The organism is Streptomyces sp. NPDC050448 (genome assembly GCF_040655295.1).
Classification (GTDB): Bacteria; Actinomycetota; Actinomycetes; order Streptomycetales; family Streptomycetaceae; genus Streptomyces.
Genome location: NZ_JBFAJR010000015.1, coordinates 1 through 23,615 on the forward strand (window position 1 = coordinate 1; position 23,615 = coordinate 23,615).

Sequence of the window (23,615 nt, forward strand, 5' to 3'; positions counted from 1 at the left end):
CGGCCGGCGCGCGGCCGGCCCTGCCCGAGCGCGTCCCACAGACCCACCTCACCCGGCAACTCCGCGGGCCCCGCGCCCCGGAGCCGGACACCGGCCGGGACGCGGCGACACCCGAAGAGGTGGCCGACGCCTGGGCGGACTACGAAGAGGGGACCAAGAAAGTGGAAGCAGAGCTCAGAGCGGATCAGCCATGACGACGACAGCCAGCGACATGATCTACGGCATCCTGGACAACAACCTGAGCAGGATCGCCGGCATCGAGGGAGCGGTGCTCCTGTCCAACGACGGGATCAAGCTCAGCGCCTACCTGCTGGAGCGGGACCAGGCGGAGCGCATCGCGGCCGCGTCCTCCGGCATTGCCGCCACCATGAAGGCGATATCCAGGGAGATCGACGGCGGCCGGGTCATCCGCCAACTGGTGGAGATGGACGACCGGTACCTCTGCGTCGTCGGGTGCGGTGAAGGCAGCACGCTCATCGTGGTGACCTCCCGCAAGGCACGGCTCGGAGAACTGGGCGGCGAGGCCGTACGGACCGCCCAGGCGCTCGGCGAGTGGCTGGGAACCCCTGAGCGCGCTTCCGCGCCGACCTCGTAATGCCCGACGAGCCGCAGCGCCGAAGCCCTCGCCGGACACGGCTGTACGCGCTGACCGACGGCCGCACGGCCGCCGCCCCGCAGACCGCCCTCACCATGGACACCACCATCGTGGCGGCGGTCGCCGCGGACGACGCCCACACCGGCCTGGCCACCGAATGGCGGGCCATCCTCGCCATGTGCGTGCCGCCGGCCGGAATGGCGGTCGCCGAGATCGCCGCCCGCATGCACATCCGCCTCACTCCGATGACGCTCCTCCTGGGCGAACTCGCGGACCGCGGGCTGATCCACCATCGCCCGCCCCTGGAGGGCGCCGAGACCACCAATGTCCACCTGCTCATGAAAATCAGGGACAACCTTGCCCGGATATGACACTCCCGACGCTTTCGCCGCCCAAGGAACGTCCCCCGTCAAGCTCCTCATCGCCGGTGGCTTCGGAGTCGGCAAGACGACCCTGGTCGAATCGGTCTCCGAGATCGAGCCGCTGCGTACGGAGGAGCGCCTCACGAGCGCGGGAGTCGGCGTCGACGACCTCGAGGGCATCGAGTCCAAAACACTGACCACCGTCGCGATGGACTTCGGCCGGATCACCCTCGCCGACGCCGGAGTCGTCCTCTACCTGTTCGGCACGCCCGGCCAGGAGCGGTTCTGGTTCATGTGGGACGACCTCCTGAACGGGGCCCTGGGGGCGCTCGTACTCGTCGACACGCGGCGCCTGGACCGCGGCTTCCCGGCGATCGACTTCTTCGAGAGCCGGGGGCTGCCGTTCGTGGTCGGCGCGAACTGCTTCCACGGCGAACAGCCGTACACCGCCGAGGAGATCGCCGCCGCGCTGCACCTGCGGAACCCCGCCACCCCCGTCCTCCTCCTGGACGCCCGCTCCCGTACGGACGTACGCGACTCCCTGCTGGCCCTGCTCGACGTGGTCATCGCCCAGGCGGGAGCCCAGGCCGCCTCCTGACAGGGCGCGGGTACTGTGCCGTGCACACGTCGGATCCCGGTCCGCATCGCATCGTCCTGACGCGGGCCGGACGGGGCTCGGCCCTGACGAGCGGGCGGCCCTCGGGGGTGGACCTCGGCCAGCGTGATCGTCATGTACGAGATCAAGGGCGTGAATGCCGCGCCAGGCGGGCGGATGTCCGTCCAGTGCCATGACCACGGCTACGTCGCGCAGCCGGACGGGCGCGCCGGCCGCGTCGCCGACAGGTTCCTCGGCGAGGGAGCCCGGTGCATCACCGTACTGGTGGTGCTCACACCGGTCGGGCTCTTCAGCCTGCTCCGGAAGACCGGAGCGCCGGAGACAGCGGTCACCGACGACGCCCTGCTGCGCCGCGCCCGGCCGGCCCGCCCCGGCGCCCCATCACCAGTCGGCGCCCCGGCAGGCGGGTCGGCCGGGAAGCCGGGCGGCCACGGCTTCACCTACGGCGCCGGCGGCAAGGGCAGCGGCATCCGGGCCCTGGTCGTGAGCCCCGCCGCCGGTGGCACAGGTCGTCCGGCTCGCCGGCCGGGGCCCCCTTTGGGCGGGCCCCGGCGGCGTGCTGGTGAGCGCGGACGATGGTGGAGTCAACCACGACGAACCAACCGAGGTCGGTGTGGCGACACGGAATCGTCTGATCCCGGGACCGCCGACAACGCTGGATGCAGCCGCCGACCTGAAGCGATGACTTTCCGAGCGGTACAGGCAACGCCGACGAAGCAGCACCACCTGCGCTTGCGCGTCCGCGAGCCAGCGGGTGGCACGCCTCAGAAAATGACACTCTGCAGGTGGTCAAGGGCTGCCTTCGCGAGGTCGCGAGAACCCTCACCGGCCCCCAGCGCGGCCTGGGCGGCGACCGGCTGCAGAATCCCTCGCAGGGCTGCGGGGGAGCGGCGGATCCTGCCCCGGTCCGGTGAAGGGGACACCACCTCGACGAGGATTTCGTTGGCGCTCGCGGAGGCGTCTTCGGCGTCTTCAACGGGAAGGCCGAACTGAGGCAGCTGCGCGAGCATTCGCGTTACTGCCTCCGCCAGTTGCTCGAATCCGGGGGCGACCTGCTCCACGGTCTTCTGGATCTGAGTCACATTGTGGTTGTTCCAAGCGATCTGAGCCCCGTTCATATCACCTTGGAATACGGGCCCGTTGTAGTTGTTGGTCGTTCCGGCACTGCTCCTGCCGGAATTCGCCGCGAAGTCTTCGGCACGGGCGCTGCCCGACATTGCCATGTCTCCACCCTCCGAGGTGAGGCGGGGGAACGACAAGCCGGTCGTGTCAGGAGAGTCCGATCCGGCGACGATGTAGCCCTGCTCGCAAAGATACGAAGCCTGTTCGCGAGTTCGGCGAAGTTGTAGGTGATACCGGTGCGCTGCAGCGCGTCGGACCGGAGGAAGTCGTCCCAGCCAGGTGGGAACTGGTTCTGGTTCGCCACCTCCCGGCCTGCGGATCTTGGATTGTGCCTGAGACAGCAGGGCGACCGTTTTTCAGGCTTCGAGGTGTCGAGCAACGTCGCGCGAAGGTGATCTCTTCCATGGCCTCTTCCCACGCCTTGAGAGCATCGGTGGACATGGCTTCCGGCGGTGAGCTGCCGGACCCGTTGCTTGAGGGTGGTGTTCTCGGTGGTGATCCGCTGGATGGCCGCCTCGGTCCATTCGGTTCCACCTCCCGGACTCGTTCTTCCAGGAGTTCACCGATTCCGGTGCACCGTGTGCGGATTTCGGCGCGGGCGGCTCTGGGGGCCTCCTCTGCGTCCGGGGAGAGGGCGTCGTCGAGGAAGTTCCTGGACGCCCACGAGGTGGTACGCCGATGTGTCCACGACCTGCCGAGCGCCGAGTCGAACCGGGCCGTGGCCGGTGAAGCGGGAAAAGCGGAACAGGCCCTCGAGCGACCTCCCGGAGATCATGGCCTGGTCCTGGCCCACCTGATGGGTCGGCCCGCACACAGAACCTGAGTACAGCTACCGCCCGGCTCTGCCGAAGCCGTGTCTGCGCAGCGAGGCCAGACGCCGTTCGTACTCCTCGTCGTCGATCTCTCCAAGAGCGAACCGTTGGGCGAGGAGCTGCTCGGCGGAAGGTTCAGCCCGATCCTGGTGGCTCACGGCTCCGCGGCCGACGACGTGCAGGACGAGGAGCACCACCCCGATGACCAAGGCTGTCAGGAGGATCGAGCTGAGGGTCATGGTGAACCAGCCCCACCCGCTCATGCCGTGCCCGTTCCAATACATTGCTTCACCCGCTTTCGACGCGGGCCCCGCCGCACTCGACGGCGAGATCCCTCCGAGACCAGCGTCCGTCCCGCGATGCGTCCGGGCATGGGCCGGACGGGTCAGCACCCCTGGGCCGGTCGGCCCTCGCGGCTCCACGGATCGCGCAACAGAATGAGAAGGGACACGAAGGGAGGCCACCATGCGCACGCGTCCCCCCACCCACATCACCGCCCTGCCCCCGGAATGCCGTTCCCTCCTCATGGAGCATGCCCAGGAGGTCAATTTCGCCGAAGGCACCCGCCTGTTCAACGAGGGAGGCCTGGCCGACCGTTTCTGGATCGTGAAGTCCGGCGTCGTCACGCTGGACCTGCACGTTCCCGGCCGCCAAGCCGCGGTCGTCGAAAGCCTCGGCGCCGGCGAACTGGTCGGCTGGTCGTGGATGATCAAGCCGCACCAGTGGCACCTGGGCGCCGAGGCCACGACGCCCGTACGAGCCTACGAGTTCGACGCAGCCACCGTACGGAAGCTGATGGAAGCCGACCCGGCTCTCGGCTCCGCCGTCGGGAACTGGGTGAGCCAAGTCCTCGCACACCGGCTCCAGGCTGCACGGATACGCCTGCTCGACCTCTACGCCCCCCACGGCAGCGGAAGCACCATCTGAACCCTCTCGCGAACCGATTCGCCCCAGGAGCCAGCCATGCCCGCATCCCAGTACACCGTCAGCGACGTCATGTCGCACACCGCAGTCGCCATCGGCCGCGGGGCCTCCTACAAGGAGATCGTCGAGCTGATGCACCAGTGGAAGGTCAGCGCCCTGCCGGTACTGGAGGGCGAGGGCCGCGTGGTGGGCGTCGTCTCCGAGGCCGATCTCCTGCCCAAAGAGGGATTCCGCCGGGAGGACCCGCACCTCCCCGAGCAGCTCGACGAAGCCTCGAAGGCGGACGCGGTCCTGGCCGAGGAGCTCATGTCCAGCCCGGCGGTGACCGTCCACCCGGATGCCACGCTCGCCGAGGCCGCGCGCATCATGGCGCGCAAGGCCGTCAAGCGGCTGCCGGTCGTCAACAGTGTCGGCATGCTCGAAGGCGTCGTGAGCCGCAGCGACCTGCTCAAGGTGTTCCTGCGTCCCGACGAGGAGATCGAGGAAGAGATCCGCCAGGTCGTCCTCGGCGAGCTGCCGCTGCGCGCCCATGTCGAGTTCGCGGTGCTGGACGGTGTCGTCACCCTCCGGGGTCCGCTCCGGGACCGCGCTCTGGTGCCGTTGCTGGCCCGCGCGATCCGGGCGGTCGAGGGTGTGGTGGACGTCCGCATGGAGCTGGAGGGTGCGGTCAGTGCCATGGCATGACGGTGCGGTGGCCTCCCGTCATTCCTCCCGTCATTCCGAAGGCGTTTTACGGCTGCGTGCGCTTCTTACCTGCACCCCGGCGGGTGAGGCCTACGTGTGAGGCTTGGCGTCTCCGTCCCGCAGGTGCCGGATGTGGGCGTCCGGCCCCGGGAAGAACAGAGAGGTACGCCCTGTGTCGGACCAGCGGACGTCGTACGGCGGGGTTCCGTCCTGGTGGTGCAGCCCGACGACTTCGCCGTCACGGCCGGGCTTGCCCACGGTGGGGCCGCCCACCACGAGCTGGTCTCCGACGTGGGCGTGCATCCCGCTCTCAGTGGCGTGCATGTCCATGATCATGGCTTCCTTCTGAATGCGCTCCTTGAGAATCGCGCAGCCGCGTATCCGATCACGACAGAGGCCGCGGCGAGGGCGATCCCGGACCAGCCGAGAGGCTCGGTCTCCAGGAGCGACTGGAGGGGCGGGGCGTACAGGGCCGCCACCGCCAGCAGGGCGGAGACGGCGACGGACCCGGGCAGGAAGGGGTTCTGCCTGGTCAGCAGGCGCGCGCGCAAGCCCAGGGCGATGCCGAGCTGCGCGCCGAGCAGCGCGAGGAAGAGCACGCTCTGCCAGGGGAGCCTCCAGGACTGAGCGATGGCTCCGGCTGCCAGACACGTCGTGGTCACGACCACCGCGAGGACGAGGAGTCGCTGCCAGGCCCCGGCGCCCAGGATGTGCTGCCCCGGCGGGCGGGGAGGCCGGTGCATGACCTCCGGAGCCGCGGGCTCGGCGCCCATCGCCACGCCGGTGAGGCCGTGGGTCAGCAGGTTGATCCAGAGAATCTGTCCCGCGAGCAGGGGCAGCGGCAGGCCGGCCAAGGGGCCGATCAGCATGACGAGGATCTCCGCCGTGCCTCCGGCCAGCCCGTAGACCAGGAACCGCCGGATGTTGTCGTAGACCCGCCGGCCCTCCTCGACTGCGGAGACCACCGTCGAGAGCTCGTCGTCGGTGAGGACCAGGTCTGCGGCCTGCCGTGCCACCTCCGTACCTCGCGCACCCATCGCGACCCCGATGTCGGACTGCCGCAGAGCGGGGCCGTCGTTCACGCCGTCGCCGGTCATCGCCGTCACCGCGCCCCGGGCCCGCCATGCGGCAACGATGTCCAGCTTCTGCTGGGGGTCGGTGCGGGCGAAGACCCGGACGGCCGTGAGGTCGTCCACCCGGCCTGCTGACAGATCGGGACCGCCGACCACCTCAGCCGTGTCGTCCCTTCCCACCAGGCCGACCCGGACCGCGATCGCGCGCGCCGTCGCGGGATGGTCCCCCGTGATGAGGACGGGGGTGATGCCCGCCTCCCGACAGGCTGCGAGGGTGGCAGCGGCCGTGGCCTTCGGCGGGTCGCTGATGGCGACGAGACCCAGCAGCCGCAGGCCGGTCTCCGCCTCCGCCATGTCCTGCGGCTCTCGGCTCCGCTCGGTCGCGGCCACTGCCAGCACCCGGTACCCACGGCCGGCCACCAGGGCCGACTGCTGCCGGGCACCGTGCAGCAGATCCGTGCGGTCGGCGAGGATCGCGGCGTCGAGCACGGTCTCCGGTGCGCCTTTGAGACAGACGAGGGCCGTTCCGGTCGGCGTCCGATGGATGGTGGTCATCCGCTTGCGCAGGCTGTCGAACGGTACTTCCTGTGTCCGCGGGTGCGTGCGGCGCAGTTCGGCCGGGTCGGCGCAGCCTGCCTTGGCGGCTGCCGCCAGGAGCGCGGCTTCCATCGGGTCGCCGACGGCCGTCCACTGGCCGGCGTCCGTGACCGGCTGCCGGGGCGGCTTCAGGCTCGCGTCGTTGCACAGAGCCGCTGCGGTCAGGAGTTCTCGTACGGGTGCGAGCTCGTCTGCCGTCGGGGTGCGGCCGTCGATCCGTACATCGCCGTGCGGCTCGTAGCCGACCCCGAAGAAATCCGCTTCGGCCCGGGGCGTCCAGACATGCTGGACGACCATGCGGCCCTCGGTGAGCGTGCCGGTCTTGTCGGTGGCGAGGACGGTGACCGAGCCGAGCGTCTCCACCGCGGGCAGCCGGCGGACGAGGGCGTGCCGCGCCGCCATGCGGCGGGCCCCCAGGGCCAGGGCGAGGGTGACCACGGCGGGCAGGGACTCGGGCACCGCGGCCACCGCGAGGCTGATGGCGGTCACGGCCATGGTTCCGGCCGGCAGCCCCCGTAGGAGACCGAGGGCGAAGAACAGCACGCAGAGTGCGAGGGTGACCACGGCGAGGATACGGCCGAGAGACGCGAGGCGGACCTGGAGCGGTGTCAGCTCCCGGCCGCCGTGGAGCAGCACCGCGATCCGGCCGAGGGCGCTCTCGTCGCCGGTGGCGGTGACGGTCGCGACACCTCTCCCCCGTGCCACGACGGTTCCCGCACTCAGGAGGGAGTCGGACGCCTTGTCCACCGGGACGGATTCGCCGGTCAGCATCGACTCGTCGACCAGCAGGGCGGACGACTCCGTGAGATGTGCGTCCGCTGCCACTATGTCGCCCTCGGCGAGCAGCAGCACGTCTCCCGGAACGACCAGTGCCGACGGCAGCTCCCGTGCCGCGCCGTCGCGCAGGACGCGGGCGCCCGGTGCCGACATCGCAGAGAGGGCGGCCACGGCGTGGTCCGCCCGGATCTCCTGGGCGACGCCCACGGTCGTGTTGACGACGATCACCAGGCCGATGATCACGGCGTCCGGATGATCCCCGATGACGACGGTCAGCAGTGCCGCGCCCAGGAGCACCATGATCAGGGGATCTCGGAGCTGGGCCAGCACCCGGGCGTGCACGGGGACGGGTTCGGCCGGGGCCACCTCGTTGCGGCCGTGTTCGGCAAGCCGGCGCTCGGCTTCGGCCTCCGTCAGCCCTTCCGGGACCGAGACCGCGGTGCGCGCCCGTTGGGCCGCAGGGCTGGGCACGGCTGCCGTCACACGCCGGGGACGGTGATGACCGGGCAGTACGCCCGGTGCAGGAGGCCGTGGACGACGGAACCGAGGTGCATCCCACTGTATCCGCCGCGGCCGCGGCGGCCCACGACCACGGACAGGGCGTGCTCGGCGGCCCTCGCCAATTCCTCCACGGGGTGTCCGACGGGAATCTCGTGCCGGAGGACGACGTCCGGGTACTTCTGCGGCCAGCCCGCGGTGATCTCGGCCAGCATCCGCCGCTGGGCCTGTAGGGCGACTTCCTCGTCCTGCAGGAGGAAGATCGGCGCCTGCCACACCGAAATGGCGCGCAGCTCCGCTCCTCGAATATCGGCCTCCTCATACGCGAAGGCGAGCGCTGCCGTCGAGGATTCACTGCCGTCGATCCCCACCACCACATAGGGCGGCTGTCGGCTGACGTGCTCGGCGTCGCCGACGACCACCACCGGGCAGGCGGCCTGGGCCGCCACGGGAACGACCAGGGACCCGGCACTGAGGTATTCGGCTGTCCGGCTCAAGTGCCGGGAGCCGAGCACGACCATGCGCGCTTCCTGCGACAGCCTGCCGATCACAGACGTCGGGAGGCCTCCCAGCAGTTCGCCGGCCAGACCGAGTTCCGGATGGCGGGCCCGCGCCCAGTTCAGGGCCTCTTCGAGTGCTTGTGCTCCGACCTGGCGAAGGGCGAGCCCGTGTGGCGTGCCGTTGACACGGTGGGTGTCGTGCTGAGGGGGCACGGCAACGACGAGGCGGAGGCGGAGCCTGCGCCGGTGAGCCTCGTCGGCGGCCCAGGCCAAGGGCATATGCCAGTCCCGGGCCGGGTCGATGCCGACCACGAGTTCACGGCCTTCGCCTGATTTCTCCGTCACGATTCGCTCCCCGGCTCGGGGCCGTGCCGCGGAACGAGGAGCACGGGGCAGTGCGCGTGGTGCACGAGAGTGTGGGTGACCCGCCCGAGGGTGGGACCCATGTATCCGGGCGAGCGGCGCCCCCCCATGACCAGCAGGTCTGCCTGGTTCGACGCCTCGACGAGGACGCCGGCCACGGAGCGGCTCTTCTCCGCGTCGGCCTGGACGCGGAGGCCCGGGAACTCGTCCCGGATCTGCGCCGTGACGGCCTTCAGCTTCTCGACCTGTTCGCCGGCGATGTCATCGATGTTGTCGAGCATGGTCACGACATTCCCGACGGACTGCAGGATGTTCCACACGTGCAGGAGCCGCAGCGACGCCTTCCGCAACTCGGCCTCACGCGCGGCATATTGCGCGCACTCGAGGTCGTGCTCGTCTCGGACGGCAACGACGACGGCTCCGGCCTCGGTTCCGTTCTCGACGCCTCTCACCACGATCAGCGGCGTCTTGGCACCAGCCGCGACCTTGAGGCCGACGGAGCCCAGCATGAGGGACTTGAAGCCGCCGAGGCCGCGGTTGCCCACCACGATCGTGCCGTGGAGGCCGGCGGCCCGGTGCAGACTGCTCACCGGATCGCTTCGGCTGAATTCCGTCGTCACGTGCAGGCCCGGGTATCCGGTCGCGACCGCCTCGGCGGTTTCGTCGAGCAGCCCACGGCCGGCCTGCCGGACCTGTTCGACACTGTCCGCCGACAGGTAAAGGACCCTGCTGTCGGTGTCAGCCGCATGGACGATGTGCAGCGGCCGGTCGCGGCGTACGGCCTCCGCGGCGGCCCAGAGCGCCGCCTGGCGCGCGGGCTTCGATCCGTCGACGCCCACGATGACCGAGCTGACGTCCGGGTACCGGATGGTGGTCCCTTCCATGATTCCTCCTCTCGAGCCGGTAAGGGCTGCTACGACGCTGCCACCGCGCCCCCACCTCGGAGAGGGCCACTCAGGGCCGCGTTCGGGACCGACGGTCCACCAACGGCCCCATGGAACGCCTCCACACCGCGTCCATGGGCGGGAGGTGATCCGAATGGTCCCCGCAGAGGACCATTCGGCCCTCGTCCCCCGACCGGACGCAGCGGAAGGTGGACTGCGAGCCCTTGGAAAGTGGGGTCCGCCCCGGGCGCCGCGAGAAGGCAGGAGGTGCCTCCATGAAGCACATCAAGGTGGGAGATCTGATGACGGACGAGGTTGTCTCCGCGGTTTCTGCCACCTCCTTCAAGGATGTCGCGAAACTGCTCGCACAGCACGACGTCAGCGGACTGCCCGTGGTCGACGACGAGGACCGGGTGCTCGGCGTCGTCTCGGAGAGCGACCTCCTCGCCAGACAGGCAGCGCAGCTGACCGCGGGCCGCGCCGAGGACTCCCCCGTCTCGGAAGTCACGGCGGGCGAGGTGATGTCCACGCCTGCGGTGACCATCCACGCTGAGGAGCCCGCAGCCGAAGCGGCACGCCTCATGACACGCCGAAGCGTGGAACGACTCCCCGTCGTGGACGAGGAGGAACGTCTCGTCGGCATCGTCACCCGCCGTGACCTGCTGCGGCTCTTCCTGCGCCCGGACTCCGAAATTCGACGCCGCGTGATCGATGACGTACTCGGCGACACCCTGGGGGTACGAGCCGACGCGGTAGAGGTCCACATCGTGGACGGGGTCGTCACTTTGTCCGGTGCGGTGGACAGGCAGAGCCAGGTTCCGATTCTCGTCCGTCTCGTCGAACAGCTCGACGGAGTGGCGGCGGTCTCATCCCGTGTCACCGGACGCATCGACGACTCACTGCTCGCCCAGCCGACCCGGACTGCGCACAGCATGCCGTGGTGACCGGGGCAAGGACGGAACCGTCCGAGGGACATCGAAACGCATGCTGCTGGTCGGCCCCGCCGAGGACCGGCCGCACGGGCCGGTCGCATCCGCGGAGCTCATGCACCGGGCGCATGACCCCTCCTTCCCTTGGCTGCACCATGCCGCCGCACCGGTCGCCGTCATCCCTCAAGGAGGTCGCCAGGACACGCCACGACAACGACGTCTCCGCCCTGCCGGTGGTGGACACCCGGCACCATCCGATCGGTGTCATTTCCGAGGCCGATCTTCTGTAGTCCGGGCCAGCCCTGTCCCACCTCGCCCGGCAGTTCTCAGACTCGAAGACGCCGACACCGATCACTGCTCTGGAGTAGTCATGAAGCACCTGCGCACCGTCGACGACGTCATGACGCATGCCGTCATCTCCGTCGACACCGGAACCCAGTTCAAGGACATCGTGGAATCCATGCGGCAATGGCGCATCAGCGCCCTGCCCGTCCTGTCCGCGGACGGACGGGTCGCCGGCGTGGTCTCCGAGGCCGACCTGCTGCTCAAGGCGCAGGGTATGGACGAGTCCCGCGCCGTCACGGCCGGCCAGCTCATGACCGTACCCGCGGTGACCGTGACCAAGGACGCCACCATCGCCGGGGCCGCCCGTCTCATGGCGCGCGGCCACCTCAAGCGACTCCCCGTCGTCGGCGACGACGGCCGCCTCGTCGGTGTCGTCAGCCGAGGTGATCTGCTCAAGATCTACCTCCGGCCGGACGGGGACATCGGAGCCGAACTGCGCGAGCTCCTCATGGCGCACCTCATCCCGGCCGGTTCGTCGGTCGTGCACGTGCACGTGGCCAACGGGATCGTCCACCTCCGTGGCACCGTGCCCGACCCCGCCCTCCAGGAGATGGTGGTGCGTGTCGCACGCACGGTGCCGGGTGTCGTCGACGTCACGGCCCAACTGGACGTCGAAGTGCCCGCGTGACGGAGGGCTCGATGAGGCATCGCAGCGTCGCGGACATGATGACGCCCATCGCCGTCACCGTGCAGCGCGGTACCGCCTTCAAGGAAGTGGCCCGTCTGCTGGACGAGTTCGGCATCACGGCTGTGCCCGTCGTGGACGACGCCGGACGTGCCGTGGGGGTCGTCTCCGAAGCCGATCTGCTCAACAAGCGCGGCGCCGGAAGCGGTGCGGACACGGCCGGTGGTCTGATGAGCAGCCCGGCCGTCACCGCCCGGCCCGAGTGGAGCGTGGTGCGGGCCGCCCGATTGATGCGGAAGAACCAGATCAAGCGCCTTCCCGTCGTGGACAGCGAGAGCCGGGTCATCGGCGTACTCAGCCGGAGCGACCTGCTCCAGCTCTTTCTCCGCCATGACCACGCCATCCAGCAGGAGATCCTCGAGGATGTGTTCACCCGCACCCTGCGGCTGAGTCCTTCCGCCCTGACCGTCGACGTCACCGACGGGGTCGTGACCCTCAGTGGCACCGTGCCCCGGTCGAGTCTCGTTCCCGTCGTCCTGCGGCTGTGCCGGAGCGTCGACGGAGTGGTGGACGTGGTCAATCGGCTCACGTTCGAGCAGGACGACATGTCGGTCGATGCGCGAGAGGCCACAGGACGGTAGGAGTAGAGCGTGAGACACCGAGAAGTAGGCGAGCTGATGACCCGCCAGGTCGTGACGGTACCGGGTAGCGCGACGTTCAAGGACATCGTCCGCATCCTCACCGAGCACCAGGTGTCGGCCATCGCCGTCGTCGACAGCGTGGGGCATCCGCTCGGAGTGGTGTCGGAGGGCGACCTTCTGCCGAAGTCGGCCGATCAAGGGGACTTCCTGCGCTCCCTGCCCGCGCGCGAGGCTCTGGAGCGCGAGAAGGCGGAGGGTACACGGGCCGAGGAGCTCATGTCGGCTCCCGCCGTGTGCGCCGGGCCGGGCTGGACCGTCGCCGAAGCGGCCCGGCTCATGGAGGCACAGGGCGTCAAGCGGCTGCTGGTCGTCGACGCGGCGGACAAGCTGGTGGGCATCGTCAGCCGGCGCGATCTGCTGAAGATCTTCCTCCGCGACGACGACACCATCCGCCATGAGATCACCGCAGACGTGCTCGACCGCACCCTGCATCAGGACCCCGGCGCCATCACCGTCGAAGTGGCCGACGGCCGGGTCGAACTGCACGGCTCGGTGCAGTTCAAGAGCCTGATCCCGGTGGTCGAAAGGCTGTGCCGCACCGTCGACGGAGTGGTCGAGGTGACACAGCACCTCGGATACGCGGTCGACGACGGCGTATCCGCCCGCTGACGCCCAGCCTCGCTGCCGAGCCCACGGAACACCTGCACGAACCGGATCCTCGAGGTGGCTGGCGTGTGTGGTCGAACCGATTCCGGCGCCGAAGCCGCCTGTGCCGCCACGCGACCGCTGGCTCGTCGGTGCACCGTTGCGGATGCGATGCGGCTCAGTACGGCTTCGGGCGCGCCCTTGACGATGACGCGCAGGCCCTGGACGCCATCGGCCCGGACGACGGACACCAGGCGCAGCCGCGGGTCGAAGCGGAACCGGGCTCGGCGCCCGGCGCCCCGGGTTTCGAGGTCGAGCGGCGCCGCGTGGGCCGCGGCCCCCTCCATGAGGGCGATCTCCGTGGGGTCCCCGTGCAGTCGGCCGTTCTCCTCCCGGGCGACCGTCGTGCACAGGGCGCTCGTCCTCATCAGCTCGCCGGTCCACGGGCCGCTGTCCGTCCCGTGCGACGGTGTCCAGGTGGCTTTGGTGGATCCGAGGGTCTCGACGGCACTCAGCCGCTTGACGACCGCTCCCCGCCGGGCGAGGACGCGTACGCCGACGGCGACGGCGAGGGCGAGGGCGAGCGTGATGGTGGGCAGCAGGCCCTCGGGCACGTTGGCGACGAGGAGGCCGATGGCGAACATGAGGGACTCGGTCAGGGGAAGGCCCACTGCGACGCCGATCACGAGGAACACCGCGCTCATCGCGACGGCCACGGCGGCGATGAGCCAGGCGATCTGCTTGACCTGCTGTTCCAGCGGGCTGGGATCGCGGTGGGTGCGCTGGCTCAGGGCGGCGATGCGGCCGATCTCGGTGTGTGCGGCGCACTTCGTTCGGGCCGTACACGGTCAGGCGGTGCGGCCTCACGAGCGGAGAGGCCCCGTTCTCCCGTGCCGAGTTCGCGGCGCAGGAGCGGCAGGGGTTCCAGAGGATCAAGGGCGTCTCCGGGCACCAGGCCGGGCTCGGCGACTTTCGCACGCGCAGGGGCGTCAGTCATCGCCGGACTCCCGGCCCGGGCGCAGTCGGCCGGACCAGCCCGGTTCGACGCGTTCCCAATCGCGCTCCCACCGGGCGAGATTGCGCGCGTCGACGCGGCGGAGCCGCAGGAAGACGACGCCTGCGGCCAAGAGCGTGATCACGCCCGCACTGCCGGCTCCGGCCGCGACGGCATCCGAGACGAGTTCGCTCTCGGAGCGGGGAGCCGAAGCTGCCTGGCCGGCGTCGTCCACCCAGAGCGTGACGGTGTGGCCCACGGGTGTCCCTGGCGGGACGGCGAGAGTGGCACTGTGGCGGGAAGCGGGAGGAAACTGCCACTGCGCGCGGGCCGTTGCGGGTGCGCCGTCGCCCCGGGTCGGGGTGTGCCGCACGGCTTCGCCGACGGTGGTGGCCTCCACCAGGTGTCGGTGCCGTGCCTGCTCCGCGCCCGCGCGGAGGCCGGTGTCCACGACGGTCAGCCCCACCATGACCCCACAGGCCACGGCGAATACGCAGGACAGCGCGAAGGCGAAGAGCCAGCGGCTGCGCGTACGGTCCGTCGCCCGCCGCAGCGGGTTGGTTTCCCCGTGGCGCCCGTGCTGCCGGCCTGCGGATCCGCCCGGTGAACGCCTCTGCCGTGGTCCGGGCGAGCTTCGGTGGAACATGCCGCACCTCCGCGCTGCAACCGTGCCGGTCCGCTCAGTGAGGAGCGGTGAGGTCGGCGCTGATGTGGTGGGCCCAGTTCTGGATCCGTTCGTGGTTGCGGAAGTCTCCGCCCTTGCCCGCCCGGACCATGACCCGGGCGACGAGTCCCGGCGTGCCGGAGGTGATGCTGCCGCCGAAGGTCCGGTGCTCACGCGCACCGAGACGCTCCAGCTGCCGGGCCACTGCGGCCACCGGCGGGATCTCGTGCTGTTCGGCGCTGCTGTCGACCGGGCCACTGCTGAACAGCCACACCGGACGGTGCCTGAGGTAGTGCTCGTTGCGTTCCGCACAGCGCTTGGCCTTGCCGCTCCAGTGCCCCGCGTAGAGAGCGCCGCCGAGCACCACGGCGTCGTAGCCGCGCACGTCGTCCACGTCGTCGGCAGGCAGGACCACGGCGTCGAGGCCGTCCTCACGGAGAGACCGGCCGATCTCCGCGGCGATACCCTCGGTCGCGCCATGCTTGCTGCCGTAGGCCACGAGTACCTTCTTCTGCGTCATGACGACTCTCCGTTGCCCTTGGTCGCTGTCCGCTTCACCGGAATACTGCGCATCGTCTCCTCGGGCTCCTTCCGCATCGGCACCCGCACCGTGAGGATGCCGTCCTCGTACGCTGCCTCGACTCCGTCGGGCGGAATCCGGGCGGGCAGGCGGACGCTGCGCCGGAAGAAGCCGTAGCGGAACTCCGAGTGATCCTTCTCCTCCTTGCTCTCAGTGTGCTCCGCGCTGACGGTGAGGGTGTCACCCTCGACGGTGATCCGGATGTCCTTCTCGGGGTCCATTCCGGGGAGCTCGGCGCGCAGCACCGGACAGGGTACGCACCCGGCCGCCGCCCCCGCGGCACTGGCCGTGGTGGCCTTCGCGGCAGAACCGGCGGCGGCCTTCATGACGTCGCCCTCCTCTTCCCGTCCCGTCCAGGACCGGTCACCTCCAGCCTGACCGCGTCGAGGCCGAAGCGAATGGGCCGGACGGTCCCCCATCCGGGCCTGTCGAGACCGTGCCGACCGCCCTGCCGGATGGGATGGTGGAGACCGACCCTGCCGAAAGGAGGAGGTACCGCCATGTCCGAGTCAGCCCCGGCCACCGCACCCTCTTCCTCCCGACCCGGAGTTCGGCGCACAGGCCGCCCGCGAGCTGTGCGCCGGCGACTGCGACATCGGCCGCTCCGTGTCGATCAGCGTCGCCGCAATGATCGCCCACCGGCTGTCCGCCGCCCGCAGCGGCCTCCTCGACCTGTTTGCCCACACGGCAGCGGCCCACCGCTTGCCTGCGCCCGCTGAGGACCCCGCCATGACCTCCACCCCGTACACCGTCAAGGACGTCATGACGACGAACGTCGTCGCCGTCACCCTCACCGCACAGTTCAAGGAGATCGCCACCGCCATGGAACGGTGGAAGGTCACCGCCGTTCCCGTGATCGAGGGCGAGGGCCATGTCATCGGCGTCGTCTCGGAAGCCGATCTCCTCCCGAAGGAGGAGTTCCACGCACACCACCCCGGCATGATCGAGCAGATGCGCCGCCTCGGCGACACCGCGAAGGCCGGCTCACTGCGGGCCGAACAGCTGATGACGACGCCCGCCGTCACCGTCCACCCCGACGCCACGCTGCCCCAGGCCGCCCGGATCATGGCCGACCGCCACATCAAGCGGCTCCCGGTCGTCGACGCCGACGGCACCCTGAAGGGCATCGTCAGCCGCGCCGACCTCCTCAAGGTCTTCCTGCGCCCCGACGACGAACTCGCCGAGGAGATTCGGCGCAACGTGGTGAACCACCTGTTTCCCGTCTCCCACGGTCGCGTCAAGGTCGCGGTCACGCAGGGTGTCGCGACCCTGACCGGGCACGTACGGGACGGTAATCTGATTCCCGTGGCAGCGCGCCTCGCCCGAGCCGTCGAGGGCGTCGTCGACGTGCGCTGTCAGCTCGACACCGCAACCTCCGAATGAGCCCTGCACCGCCGCACGGCTGCGCCGACACAGCACCGTGCACCCAAACGCTGGTGCCGGGAATCGGCCTCAGGAGGTGGCCATCCCAAAAGCGCAGCGGCGCGCAACACAGCGTCGTCGTCTTCCCCGCGCCGTTCGGCTTGGTCGGCCCGCTCAGCTCGATGGCGTGCACATCACCCGTGCCCCCGGTCCCCGGCCGCGGGGTCCCGGGCGTCCGCCGGGAACGCAGGGCTGTACTCACCCCGCGCGATGTCCCCTGCCGCGCCGACGCAACGTACCTCCTGAAGCCCTCACCGGTTCACCGACTCCACGAATTGCAAAAGTCTGCAATTTCATACATTCTTAGATGGCTGTGTCTGTACGTAGCCGCGGGCACAGCTTTGACCGTTTCCCCTGCGGCTGCGGTGATCGAGCGAAGGAGAGACCGTGCCGGTTCCGCTGTATCAGGCGAAGGCCGAGTTCTTCCGCATGCTCGGACACCCGCTGCGCATACGCGTACTGGAGCTGCTGCAAGACGGGCCGATGCCCGTACGGGAGCTGCTGGCGGCGATCGAGGTCGAGCCCTCGGCTCTTTCGCAGCAGCTCGCGGTCCTGCGGCGGTCGGGGATCGTCACCTCCACCCGGAACGGGTCGACCGTGGTCTACGAGCTGGCAGGCGGGGACGTGGCGCAGCTGATGGTCGCGGCCCGGCGGATCCTGACCGAGGTGCTGACCGGGCAGACGGAGCTCCTGGAGGAGCTGCGCGAGGGTGAGGTTCCCGCACTGTGAACCCCGTTCTGCTCCGTGCGGGGAGTCGCCTGCGGCCCCTGATGCCCGCGCGCGCGGACTTCGCGGTCATGGCCCGAAGTCCCCGCCGGGACCTGCTCGCGGGGCTGACCGTCGCGATCGTCGCCCTCCCGCTCGCTCTGGGATTCGGGGTCTCCTCCGGGCTCGGCGCCGAGGCGGGGCTGGCGACGGCGGTGGTCGCGGGCGCGTTCGCGGCTTTGTTCGGAGGCTCCAACCTCCAGGTGTCCGGGCCCACGGGAGCCATGACCGTGGTCTTGGTGCCGATCGTCGCCCGGTACGGGCCCGGCGGCGTACTGACCGTCGGTTTGATGGCTGGAGTCCTGCTGATCGCCCTGGCGCTGCTGCGGGCCGGACGGTACATGCGATACGTGCCGGCGCCGGTGGTGGAGGGGTTCACGCTCGGTATCGCGTGCGTGATCGGCCTCCAGCAGGTACCCAACGCCCTCGGGGTCGCCAAGCCCGACGGGGAGAAGGTCCTGCTCGTGGCCTGGCGGGCCGTGGAGGCGTTCTTCACGGCACCGAACTGGACCGCGATCGGCCTCTCCCTCGGTGTGGCCGCGGTGATGCTGGCCGGGGCGCGGTGGCGGCCGGCGATCCCGTTCTCGATCGTCGCGGTCATCGCCGCGACCGTCATCGCGCAGCTCTTCCGCCTGGACGCGGCGCCCCCGATCGGGGATCTGCCGTCCGGGCTGCCCGCGCCCTCCCTGGCCTTCCTTCATACGTCGGCGCTCGGCTCGCTCATCGCTCCCGCGGTTGCGGTGGCCGCGCTGGCCGCGCTGGAATCCCTGCTGTCCGCGACGGTCGCGGACGGCATGACGGTGGGGCAGCAGCACGACCCCGACAAGGAGCTGTTCGGGCAGGGCATCGCCAACCTCGCCGCCCCGCTGTTCGGCGGCGTCCCCGCGACCGCGGCGATCGCCCGTACCGCGGTCAACGTCCGTACCGGCGCCTCCTCACGCCTTGCCGCCCTCACCCACGCCGCCGTCCTCGCGGTCATCGTCTTCGCCGCAGCCCCCCTCGTCTCGAAGATCCCCCTCGCCGCGCTGGCCGGCGTGCTGCTGGCGACCGCCATACGGATGGTCGAGGTCAGCGCACTGCGCGCGATGGCCAAGGCCACCCGCTCGGACGCCGTCGTTCTCGTCCTGACCGCCGCCGCGACCCTTGTCTTCGATCTCGTCTACGCGGTGATCATGGGACTCGTCGTCGCAGGGGCCCTCGCTCTGCGCGCTGTGGCGGCCCAGGCCAGCCTGGACCAGGTCGACTTCCGTGCCGATCTGCCCGGGGAGCACAGCGATGAGGAGCACGCACTGCTGGCCGAGCACATCGTCGCGTACCGGATCGACGGGCCGCTGTTCTTCGTCGGCGCCCATCGCTTCCTCCTCGAACTCTCCGAGGTCTCCGACGTACGGGTCGTCATCCTGCGCATGTCGCGGGTGACGACGATGGACGCCACGGGCGCCCTCGTCCTCAAGGACGCGGTCGAGAAGCTGAACCGGCGCGGCATCGCCGTGCTGACCTCCGGCATCCGCCCGGGCCAGCGCCAGGCCCTGGATTCCGTCGGCGCCCTCGACCTGCTCCAGCACGAGGGCCGCGAGTACGCCACCACCCCCGAGGCGATCTCGGGGGCCCGCGAGTACCTGGAGCGAGCCGGGCTGCTGCCCACGTCACACACGCACCGCATCCGGAAGGGACCGCGATGACCACCCCAGCCCCTGCCGGCCTCCACATGACCGAGGTCTCCGGCACCGAAGCCCTCTGGCTCCTCGAAGGCGCCACGCTGGGACGGCTGGTCTACCTCCAGCGCGAGCCCGTCATCCGCCCCGCCACGCACGTGATGGAGTACGGACGCCTCGTCGTCCGCGCCCCCGTCCAGGCGGCAGCCCTCCGCGGCCGGGCCCAGCTCACCTACCAGGTGGATGAAATCCACTCCCCCGCCGGAACCGGCTGGACCGTCAGCGCCCACGGCCCGGCCGACGTCATCACCGACCCCGACGAGGCCGCCCACTACCGGCGCACCCTGTCCGGCTGGACCCACGGCCCGCACGACACCCTGGTGCGCCTGCATCCGCAGTCGGTGTCCGGGTTCCGTCTCGCCCGCCCCGTCCGCCGGGCGGCCCGATGACGAGCGCACAGCCGGAGACCCTGCCGTACCGGCATGTCCTGACCGTGCCCGCGATGGGCTCGGCCGTACGGATCGCGCGTGAGACCACCGAGCTGGTCCTGGTCGAATGCGGTGTCGGCCTGAGTCACCCGAGCATCGGGCCGGCTCTGCTGATCCTGGCCGAGCTGGTCACCAACGCGGTCCGGCACGCAGCCGCGGTGGCCCCGACGATCACCGTCACCTACGCACACGGGCCGGGCGTGTTCGTGTTCGCCGTCCACGACCGCCACCCCTACCAGCCGCCGCTGTTCGGCGCTCTGGCAACAGCTCCCGGCAGCGGACTGGCCACCGTGGTCGAGATGACCATGGAGCTCGGGGGCACCTCCGTGATGCGCGGCGACGCGGACGGACGCGGCAAAAGCATCTGGATCACCCTGCCCCTGTGAAGCCGAGGAACCTGACGATGACGATCGAGTGGCGCTACACCACCCACGACAACCTGGGCGTGCTGTCCCTGGCCGGATACCTCGGCGCGGACGCGACCGCCCGCTTCACCGGCGCCATCGGCTGGGCCGAGGCACGCGGCACCGGCCCGGTGATCCTGGACCTGAGCGAACTGCTGGGCTGGTCGGCCGGCGGACAGCTCGCCGTCGCCCAGGCCGCCCGACGCCTCGCCGCCGGCGGACGCACCCTCGAACTGGCCGCGATCCCCGCGGACGGCTCCCTCGTCCCCGACGCCGGCGGCCCGGCCATCCCCGTCCACCTCGACCTGCCCGGCGCCCTCGCCTGTCACCTCCGGGGCGAAGAACTGCGCGCCCCCGGCCCGGGTGAGGGAGCGCGCAAGGAGTGGCACACCGACGATTGGCCCGACACCCCCACCCCCGCCACCCCGACCCTGATCTGACCCGGCTCCCCGGCTACGACCTGAACGGCAAGGAAGACGGCACCATGAGCGACATCATCGTCAAGGACTCCGACGGCACCCCGCTCCGAGACGGCGACTCGGTCACCCTGATCGAGGACCTCAAGGTCAAGCGCCTCGCCCTGAAGACCGAGTTCCTCAAGAAAGCCTGAGCGCTACCGGAGCAGCACGGCCGCAGTGACCCGAAAATGAGCCCCACCATCCCGGCGCAGGCGATACGGGGGGGTCCGGGTATTGCAGAAATCTGCAATTGTGGAGGTCACACACTGTGTGTGGGGACGGAAGGGCTGTCCCTACGATGATGAGCGTTGGGTGGATCAGGTGCGCAGTACACGCGCGACGGGCAGAGCGGGCGACGCGGGCGGTACGCAGGCACCGCTGTACCAGCTGAAGGCGGAGTTCTTCAAGACCCTCGGCCACCCGGTCCGGATCCGTGTCCTGGAGCTGCTGAGCGAGCGCGAGCGCGCCGTCGCCGAGATGCTGGCCGAGATCGACATCGAAGCGGCCAGTCTGTCCCAGCAGCTCGCCGTCCTGCGCAAGGCCAACCTCGTCCTCACCCGCCGTGAGGGCTCCAACGTGTACTACCGGCTCACCAGCCCCGAAGTCGCCGAACTGCTGCGCGTCGCGCGCAGCATCCTCTCCGGCGTCCTGCAAGGCCAGGCCGAACTCCTGGCCGATCTGCGCGCCACCGGCCCGAAGTAGCAGGCCGGGGCGCCTTCCTGATCGGCGGCCGCCTCCCGTGGCGCGGGGTTCACTTGCGCTTCTGACAACGGGAGACGGCCGCTCCTCTTCGACGAGCGGCCGGTGTCCCGCTCCGGGGCACGGGTGCCGGCCCCCGATGCGCGGGGCCCGCACCTCGGCGCGGCCGGCCGTCATGGGGAAGAGGTCACTTCTGGCCGTGCCGGCCCAGGTAGAACAGCAGCCACACGAATCCGGCGAAGAGGTGGGTGCCGAAGATGTAGAAGAAGGCACGCAGCGCGACGCCCCTCTCCATCCACCTCGCGTGCCTCGCCGCCGCAGCGGTGTCCTCCGGATTCTCCGTATTCGCCGTATTCTCCGTCACGACCGCTCGTCTCCCTTCCCGGCCGCCGCCGGCTATGCGTCCGCCGTCGGGACAGGGGTGCGGGCGGACACGGACCTTCACCCCATGGCGGCCCGCCCACGCCACGATGTCGCCGACTTCATCCGGGCCCGCCACGTGCGTGACCGGCTCGCGGCTGGCGTCCAGGTAAGTGATCTCGTACATCCGGGATTCCTCTTGGCCGCTGCTGGTCACGGGGTGCCTGCCGGCAGGATGAAGCGGACCACGACGGTCTTGCCCCGCCCGCCGGCAGCGGCCTCGACCCGCACATCTCCGCCGTAGACCCGTGCCAGCTCGGCCACCGTCCGCAGGCCCCCACCCGCGGAGCGGTGAGGGAGCGTCATCGGGCGGGAGTCCAGGTCGCCGACGCCGACCACCAGCAGGTGATCGGTCATCGTCAGCGTGACCTCCGCGTCCGGGGACTGCCGGGCGTGACGCACGGCATTGGCGACCAGCTCGCTGACCACCAGCAGTACGGCTCCGAACAGCGAGGAGCCGGCCGCGAGGCCGAACAGCACCAGCGACCGCTCCGCACGCTCGCGCGCGGCCCGCACCGAGCCGGGTACCAGCGGCACCGTCCAGGCGTGCCGGCGCCCCTGCGGCCCCGGCCATCCCTGGGGCCGGCCGCCGGGATGCCGGGTCACGGCCGCGCCCCCGGCCGGCCGGGGGCCGCCGTACGGGTCACGGCCACTGCGCCTCGACGCCGATGTCCACGCCGCGATCCTGAGCCGAGCGCGCCTTCCGACTCCTCGGCGGCCCGCGCCTCCCCGAAGGCGTCGACAGCCTCATGCGCAGCCGCCGGGCGAGCTCGCGCCACCCGGACCCGTTCCAACGCCGCCTCCGCGAACCCGGCCACACCACAACCCCCGCCCATATCCCGAACTAGTAAATTGCATAACTCTGCAAGTCTAGCCGGGTTCGCCGCCCACGGGACACGGCGGAGGTCCGACTACGGCGGCTACCTCGTCCCCGGCTCGCGTCGCGATGACCTGCACCTGACGGTGAGCCAGTGGCGCACCGGTACCGGCCGGCCCTGCCGAGTGAAGCAGTTCCGGTGCGGGGGCTGGGCCTGCGGCCGAGGGGCGGGCGGCTCATCACGGGCGCCGCCCCGTCACCGTTGTGGATCGCGCTGCCCACCACGCAGGCCGCATACGACTCGGTCCGCGGTTGAGGTCAGGACGTGCCGGCCTGACAGGTCGGCTGGTGGATGATCAGCAGGCCGCCTGCCAGGCGAGTACCAGTTCGGCGCTCGGCTCGCGGCTGGCCGGCCGACGGGCGGAGCGGTCCGAGACCGGTGAGGCGATCGCACGATGGGCCTCGGGGCCCCTGGTCGAGCAGCATCGCGGACCGCGTCGTAATCCACTGGCCGATCGCACCATCCCGGAGGGAAGCTGTGCTCCATGACGACAACCTTGATCACCGGGGCCAACAAGGGCCTTGGCCACGAGACCGCCCGCCGCCTGATCGCTGCGGGCCACACCGTCTATCTGGGAGCGCGCAACATCGAGCGGGGCGCGACAGCCGCGGCCGAGGTCGGCGCCCGGTACGTGCAACTCGATGTCACGGACGATGCGTCAGTCGCCGCCGCAGTGGCCACCATTGAGGCCGACGGCGGCCTGGACGTCCTGGTCAACAACGCCGGAATCGAGGTGCGGTCACCGGAGGGCGACATCATCGGCGCTGCGGAGCTGACCGCCGACGTGTTGCGGGAGGTGTTCGAGACCAACGTCTTCGGCCTGGTCCGGGTAACCCACGCCTTCCTGCCGCTGCTGGAACGCTCCGCCGCCCCGGTCGTGGTCAATGTCAGCAGCGGCCTGGCCTCGCTGGCCCGAGCCGGCAAGGGGTACCCGGGGGCCGCCTACCCGGCCTCCAAGACCGCGGTCAACATGCTCACCGTGCAGTTCGCCATGGCATTCCCGCTGATGCGGATCAACGCCGTGGAGCCCGGCTACACCGCGACGGACCTGAACCGGCACGAGGGCACGCAGACCGTCGAGCAGGGCGCCGAGATCATCGTTCGGATGGCTCAGCTGGGGCCGGACGGCCCGACCGGCGGCTACTTCGACGCGTCGGGCGCTCTGCCCTGGTAGCCGACGGCCGCACAAGTTCTTC

The 23,615-nt window shown here is 70.4% G+C and carries 30 protein-coding genes and 3 pseudogenes; 20 read left to right on the forward strand and 13 right to left on the reverse strand.

Going from position 1 to position 23,615, the window contains the following annotated elements:
• From AB0I68_RS19250 to AB0I68_RS19265, 4 genes are all read left to right on the forward strand, one after another.
• Positions 1 to 194 (forward strand): hypothetical protein (locus AB0I68_RS19250; protein WP_363178525.1); only part of this gene is annotated, 194 nt, incomplete at its 5' end.
• On the forward strand, positions 191 to 595 hold the full coding sequence (locus AB0I68_RS19255; RefSeq protein WP_363178526.1) for a roadblock/LC7 domain-containing protein: 405 nt from the start codon (positions 191 to 193) through the stop codon (positions 593 to 595). The genes AB0I68_RS19250 and AB0I68_RS19255, both read left to right, overlap by 4 nt.
• Positions 595 to 966: a DUF742 domain-containing protein gene (locus AB0I68_RS19260; RefSeq protein WP_363178527.1), complete on the forward strand. Its 372-nt coding sequence runs from the start codon at positions 595 to 597 to the stop codon at positions 964 to 966. Before AB0I68_RS19255 ends, AB0I68_RS19260 begins: the two co-directional genes overlap by 1 nt.
• Positions 953 to 1,555 carry an ATP/GTP-binding protein gene (locus AB0I68_RS19265; RefSeq protein ID WP_363178528.1) on the forward strand — a complete coding sequence of 201 codons (603 nt, stop codon included), beginning with the start codon at positions 953 to 955 and terminating at the stop codon, positions 1,553 to 1,555. The genes AB0I68_RS19260 and AB0I68_RS19265 overlap by 14 nt, the downstream gene beginning before the upstream one ends.
• A gap of 523 nt (positions 1,556 to 2,078) precedes the next feature.
• On the opposite strand, the pseudogene AB0I68_RS19270 reads toward AB0I68_RS19265, so the two are convergent.
• The 3 genes and pseudogenes from AB0I68_RS19270 to AB0I68_RS19280 all read right to left on the reverse strand — a co-directional run.
• A pseudogene (locus AB0I68_RS19270) lies at positions 2,079 to 2,180 on the reverse strand (IS5/IS1182 family transposase); the annotation flags it as partial.
• Between the two features lie 157 nt (positions 2,181 to 2,337).
• Positions 2,338 to 2,790: a hypothetical protein gene (locus tag AB0I68_RS19275; protein ID WP_363178529.1), complete on the reverse strand. Its 453-nt coding sequence runs from the start codon at positions 2,788 to 2,790 to the stop codon at positions 2,338 to 2,340.
• 734 nt (positions 2,791 to 3,524) lie between these two features.
• A complete protein-coding gene (locus tag AB0I68_RS19280; RefSeq protein ID WP_363178530.1) occupies positions 3,525 to 3,791 on the reverse strand; it encodes an SHOCT domain-containing protein in 267 nt (88 codons plus the stop codon).
• A gap of 181 nt (positions 3,792 to 3,972) precedes the next feature.
• Here AB0I68_RS19280 and AB0I68_RS19285 point away from each other — a divergent pair, with 181 nt between their 5' ends.
• Entirely contained in the window at positions 3,973 to 4,434 is a 462-nt protein-coding gene (locus AB0I68_RS19285) for a cyclic nucleotide-binding domain-containing protein (RefSeq protein WP_363178532.1), read from the forward strand.
• A gap of 36 nt (positions 4,435 to 4,470) precedes the next feature.
• Positions 4,471 to 5,115, forward strand: coding sequence for a CBS domain-containing protein (locus tag AB0I68_RS19290; protein WP_363178533.1), 645 nt, complete (start codon positions 4,471 to 4,473; stop codon positions 5,113 to 5,115).
• Positions 5,116 to 5,235: 120 nt separating this feature from the next.
• On the opposite strand, the pseudogene AB0I68_RS19295 reads toward AB0I68_RS19290, so the two are convergent.
• The 4 genes and pseudogenes from AB0I68_RS19295 to AB0I68_RS19310 form a co-directional block, all read right to left on the reverse strand.
• Positions 5,236 to 5,418 (reverse strand): annotated as a pseudogene (locus AB0I68_RS19295) (DUF1918 domain-containing protein); the annotation flags it as partial.
• Between the two features lie 29 nt (positions 5,419 to 5,447).
• Positions 5,448 to 8,033 carry a cation-translocating P-type ATPase gene (locus AB0I68_RS19300; RefSeq protein WP_363178535.1) on the reverse strand — a complete coding sequence of 862 codons (2,586 nt, stop codon included), beginning with the start codon at positions 8,031 to 8,033 and terminating at the stop codon, positions 5,448 to 5,450.
• A gap of 8 nt (positions 8,034 to 8,041) precedes the next feature.
• A complete protein-coding gene (locus AB0I68_RS19305; protein WP_363178536.1) occupies positions 8,042 to 8,905 on the reverse strand; it encodes a universal stress protein in 864 nt (287 codons plus the stop codon).
• Entirely contained in the window at positions 8,902 to 9,807 is a 906-nt protein-coding gene (locus tag AB0I68_RS19310) for a universal stress protein (RefSeq protein WP_363178538.1), read from the reverse strand. The genes AB0I68_RS19305 and AB0I68_RS19310 overlap by 4 nt, the downstream gene beginning before the upstream one ends.
• Positions 9,808 to 10,082: 275 nt before the next feature.
• On the opposite strand from AB0I68_RS19310, the gene AB0I68_RS19315 reads away from it, so the two are divergent.
• From AB0I68_RS19315 to AB0I68_RS19335, 5 genes are all read left to right on the forward strand, one after another.
• On the forward strand, positions 10,083 to 10,751 hold the full coding sequence (locus AB0I68_RS19315; protein WP_363178539.1) for a CBS domain-containing protein: 669 nt from the start codon (positions 10,083 to 10,085) through the stop codon (positions 10,749 to 10,751).
• A 113-nt stretch (positions 10,752 to 10,864) separates the two neighbouring features.
• Positions 10,865 to 11,026, forward strand: coding sequence for a CBS domain-containing protein (locus AB0I68_RS19320; RefSeq protein WP_363178540.1), 162 nt, complete (start codon positions 10,865 to 10,867; stop codon positions 11,024 to 11,026).
• Positions 11,027 to 11,106: 80 nt separating this feature from the next.
• A complete protein-coding gene (locus AB0I68_RS19325) occupies positions 11,107 to 11,709 on the forward strand; it encodes a CBS domain-containing protein (protein WP_363178541.1) in 603 nt (200 codons plus the stop codon).
• A gap of 11 nt (positions 11,710 to 11,720) precedes the next feature.
• Positions 11,721 to 12,347: a CBS domain-containing protein gene (locus tag AB0I68_RS19330; protein WP_363178542.1), complete on the forward strand. Its 627-nt coding sequence runs from the start codon at positions 11,721 to 11,723 to the stop codon at positions 12,345 to 12,347.
• Positions 12,348 to 12,356: 9 nt separating this feature from the next.
• The gene (locus AB0I68_RS19335; protein ID WP_363178543.1) at positions 12,357 to 13,016 is read left to right on the forward strand and encodes a CBS domain-containing protein; all 660 of its coding nucleotides are present in this window, start codon (positions 12,357 to 12,359) and stop codon (positions 13,014 to 13,016) included.
• A gap of 158 nt (positions 13,017 to 13,174) precedes the next feature.
• Here the strand turns inward: AB0I68_RS19335 and AB0I68_RS19340 are convergent.
• The 4 genes and pseudogenes from AB0I68_RS19340 to AB0I68_RS19355 all read right to left on the reverse strand — a co-directional run.
• A pseudogene (locus AB0I68_RS19340) lies at positions 13,175 to 13,813 on the reverse strand (cation-transporting P-type ATPase); the annotation flags it as partial.
• A 168-nt stretch (positions 13,814 to 13,981) separates the two neighbouring features.
• Complete coding sequence (locus tag AB0I68_RS19345; RefSeq protein ID WP_363178544.1) at positions 13,982 to 14,632, reverse strand: hypothetical protein; 651 nt, start codon at positions 14,630 to 14,632, stop codon at positions 13,982 to 13,984.
• 34 nt (positions 14,633 to 14,666) lie between these two features.
• Positions 14,667 to 15,170, reverse strand: a complete 504-nt coding sequence (locus AB0I68_RS19350) for a flavodoxin domain-containing protein (protein WP_363178545.1) — start codon at positions 15,168 to 15,170, stop codon at positions 14,667 to 14,669.
• Positions 15,167 to 15,556 carry an Hsp20/alpha crystallin family protein gene (locus AB0I68_RS19355; RefSeq protein ID WP_363178546.1) on the reverse strand — a complete coding sequence of 130 codons (390 nt, stop codon included), beginning with the start codon at positions 15,554 to 15,556 and terminating at the stop codon, positions 15,167 to 15,169. The genes AB0I68_RS19350 and AB0I68_RS19355 overlap by 4 nt, the downstream gene beginning before the upstream one ends.
• Before the next feature lie 403 nt (positions 15,557 to 15,959).
• On the opposite strand from AB0I68_RS19355, the gene AB0I68_RS19360 reads away from it, so the two are divergent.
• From AB0I68_RS19360 to AB0I68_RS19395, 8 genes are all read left to right on the forward strand, one after another.
• Complete coding sequence (locus AB0I68_RS19360) at positions 15,960 to 16,613, forward strand: CBS domain-containing protein (RefSeq protein WP_363178657.1); 654 nt, start codon at positions 15,960 to 15,962, stop codon at positions 16,611 to 16,613.
• Positions 16,614 to 17,039: 426 nt separating this feature from the next.
• Entirely contained in the window at positions 17,040 to 17,381 is a 342-nt protein-coding gene (locus AB0I68_RS19365; RefSeq protein WP_363178547.1) for a metalloregulator ArsR/SmtB family transcription factor, read from the forward strand.
• A gap of 41 nt (positions 17,382 to 17,422) precedes the next feature.
• Positions 17,423 to 19,099, forward strand: a complete 1,677-nt coding sequence (locus AB0I68_RS19370; RefSeq protein WP_363178548.1) for a SulP family inorganic anion transporter — start codon at positions 17,423 to 17,425, stop codon at positions 19,097 to 19,099.
• A complete protein-coding gene (locus tag AB0I68_RS19375) occupies positions 19,096 to 19,521 on the forward strand; it encodes a pyridoxamine 5'-phosphate oxidase family protein (RefSeq protein ID WP_363178549.1) in 426 nt (141 codons plus the stop codon). Before AB0I68_RS19370 ends, AB0I68_RS19375 begins: the two co-directional genes overlap by 4 nt.
• A complete protein-coding gene (locus AB0I68_RS19380) occupies positions 19,518 to 19,946 on the forward strand; it encodes an ATP-binding protein (RefSeq protein ID WP_363178550.1) in 429 nt (142 codons plus the stop codon). Before AB0I68_RS19375 ends, AB0I68_RS19380 begins: the two co-directional genes overlap by 4 nt.
• 17 nt (positions 19,947 to 19,963) lie before the next feature.
• Positions 19,964 to 20,404: an STAS domain-containing protein gene (locus AB0I68_RS19385; RefSeq protein WP_363178551.1), complete on the forward strand. Its 441-nt coding sequence runs from the start codon at positions 19,964 to 19,966 to the stop codon at positions 20,402 to 20,404.
• A 44-nt stretch (positions 20,405 to 20,448) separates the two neighbouring features.
• Positions 20,449 to 20,574, forward strand: coding sequence for a PhnA domain-containing protein (locus AB0I68_RS19390; protein WP_363178552.1), 126 nt, complete (start codon positions 20,449 to 20,451; stop codon positions 20,572 to 20,574).
• A 169-nt stretch (positions 20,575 to 20,743) separates the two neighbouring features.
• A complete protein-coding gene (locus AB0I68_RS19395) occupies positions 20,744 to 21,124 on the forward strand; it encodes a metalloregulator ArsR/SmtB family transcription factor (RefSeq protein WP_363178553.1) in 381 nt (126 codons plus the stop codon).
• A 184-nt stretch (positions 21,125 to 21,308) separates the two neighbouring features.
• Here AB0I68_RS19395 and AB0I68_RS19400 read toward each other — a convergent pair whose 3' ends face one another.
• Both AB0I68_RS19400 and AB0I68_RS19405 read right to left on the reverse strand, forming a co-directional pair.
• On the reverse strand, positions 21,309 to 21,485 hold the full coding sequence (locus AB0I68_RS19400; RefSeq protein WP_363178658.1) for a DUF6126 family protein: 177 nt from the start codon (positions 21,483 to 21,485) through the stop codon (positions 21,309 to 21,311).
• Positions 21,486 to 21,694: 209 nt separating this feature from the next.
• Positions 21,695 to 22,078 (reverse strand): ATP-binding protein, encoded by a 384-nt coding sequence (locus tag AB0I68_RS19405; protein WP_363178554.1) that lies wholly within the window; start codon positions 22,076 to 22,078, stop codon positions 21,695 to 21,697.
• An 825-nt stretch (positions 22,079 to 22,903) separates the two neighbouring features.
• Between AB0I68_RS19405 and AB0I68_RS19410 the strand changes: the two genes are divergently transcribed.
• On the forward strand, positions 22,904 to 23,593 hold the full coding sequence (locus AB0I68_RS19410; RefSeq protein ID WP_363178555.1) for an SDR family NAD(P)-dependent oxidoreductase: 690 nt from the start codon (positions 22,904 to 22,906) through the stop codon (positions 23,591 to 23,593).
• Positions 23,594 to 23,615 lie beyond the last annotated feature (22 nt).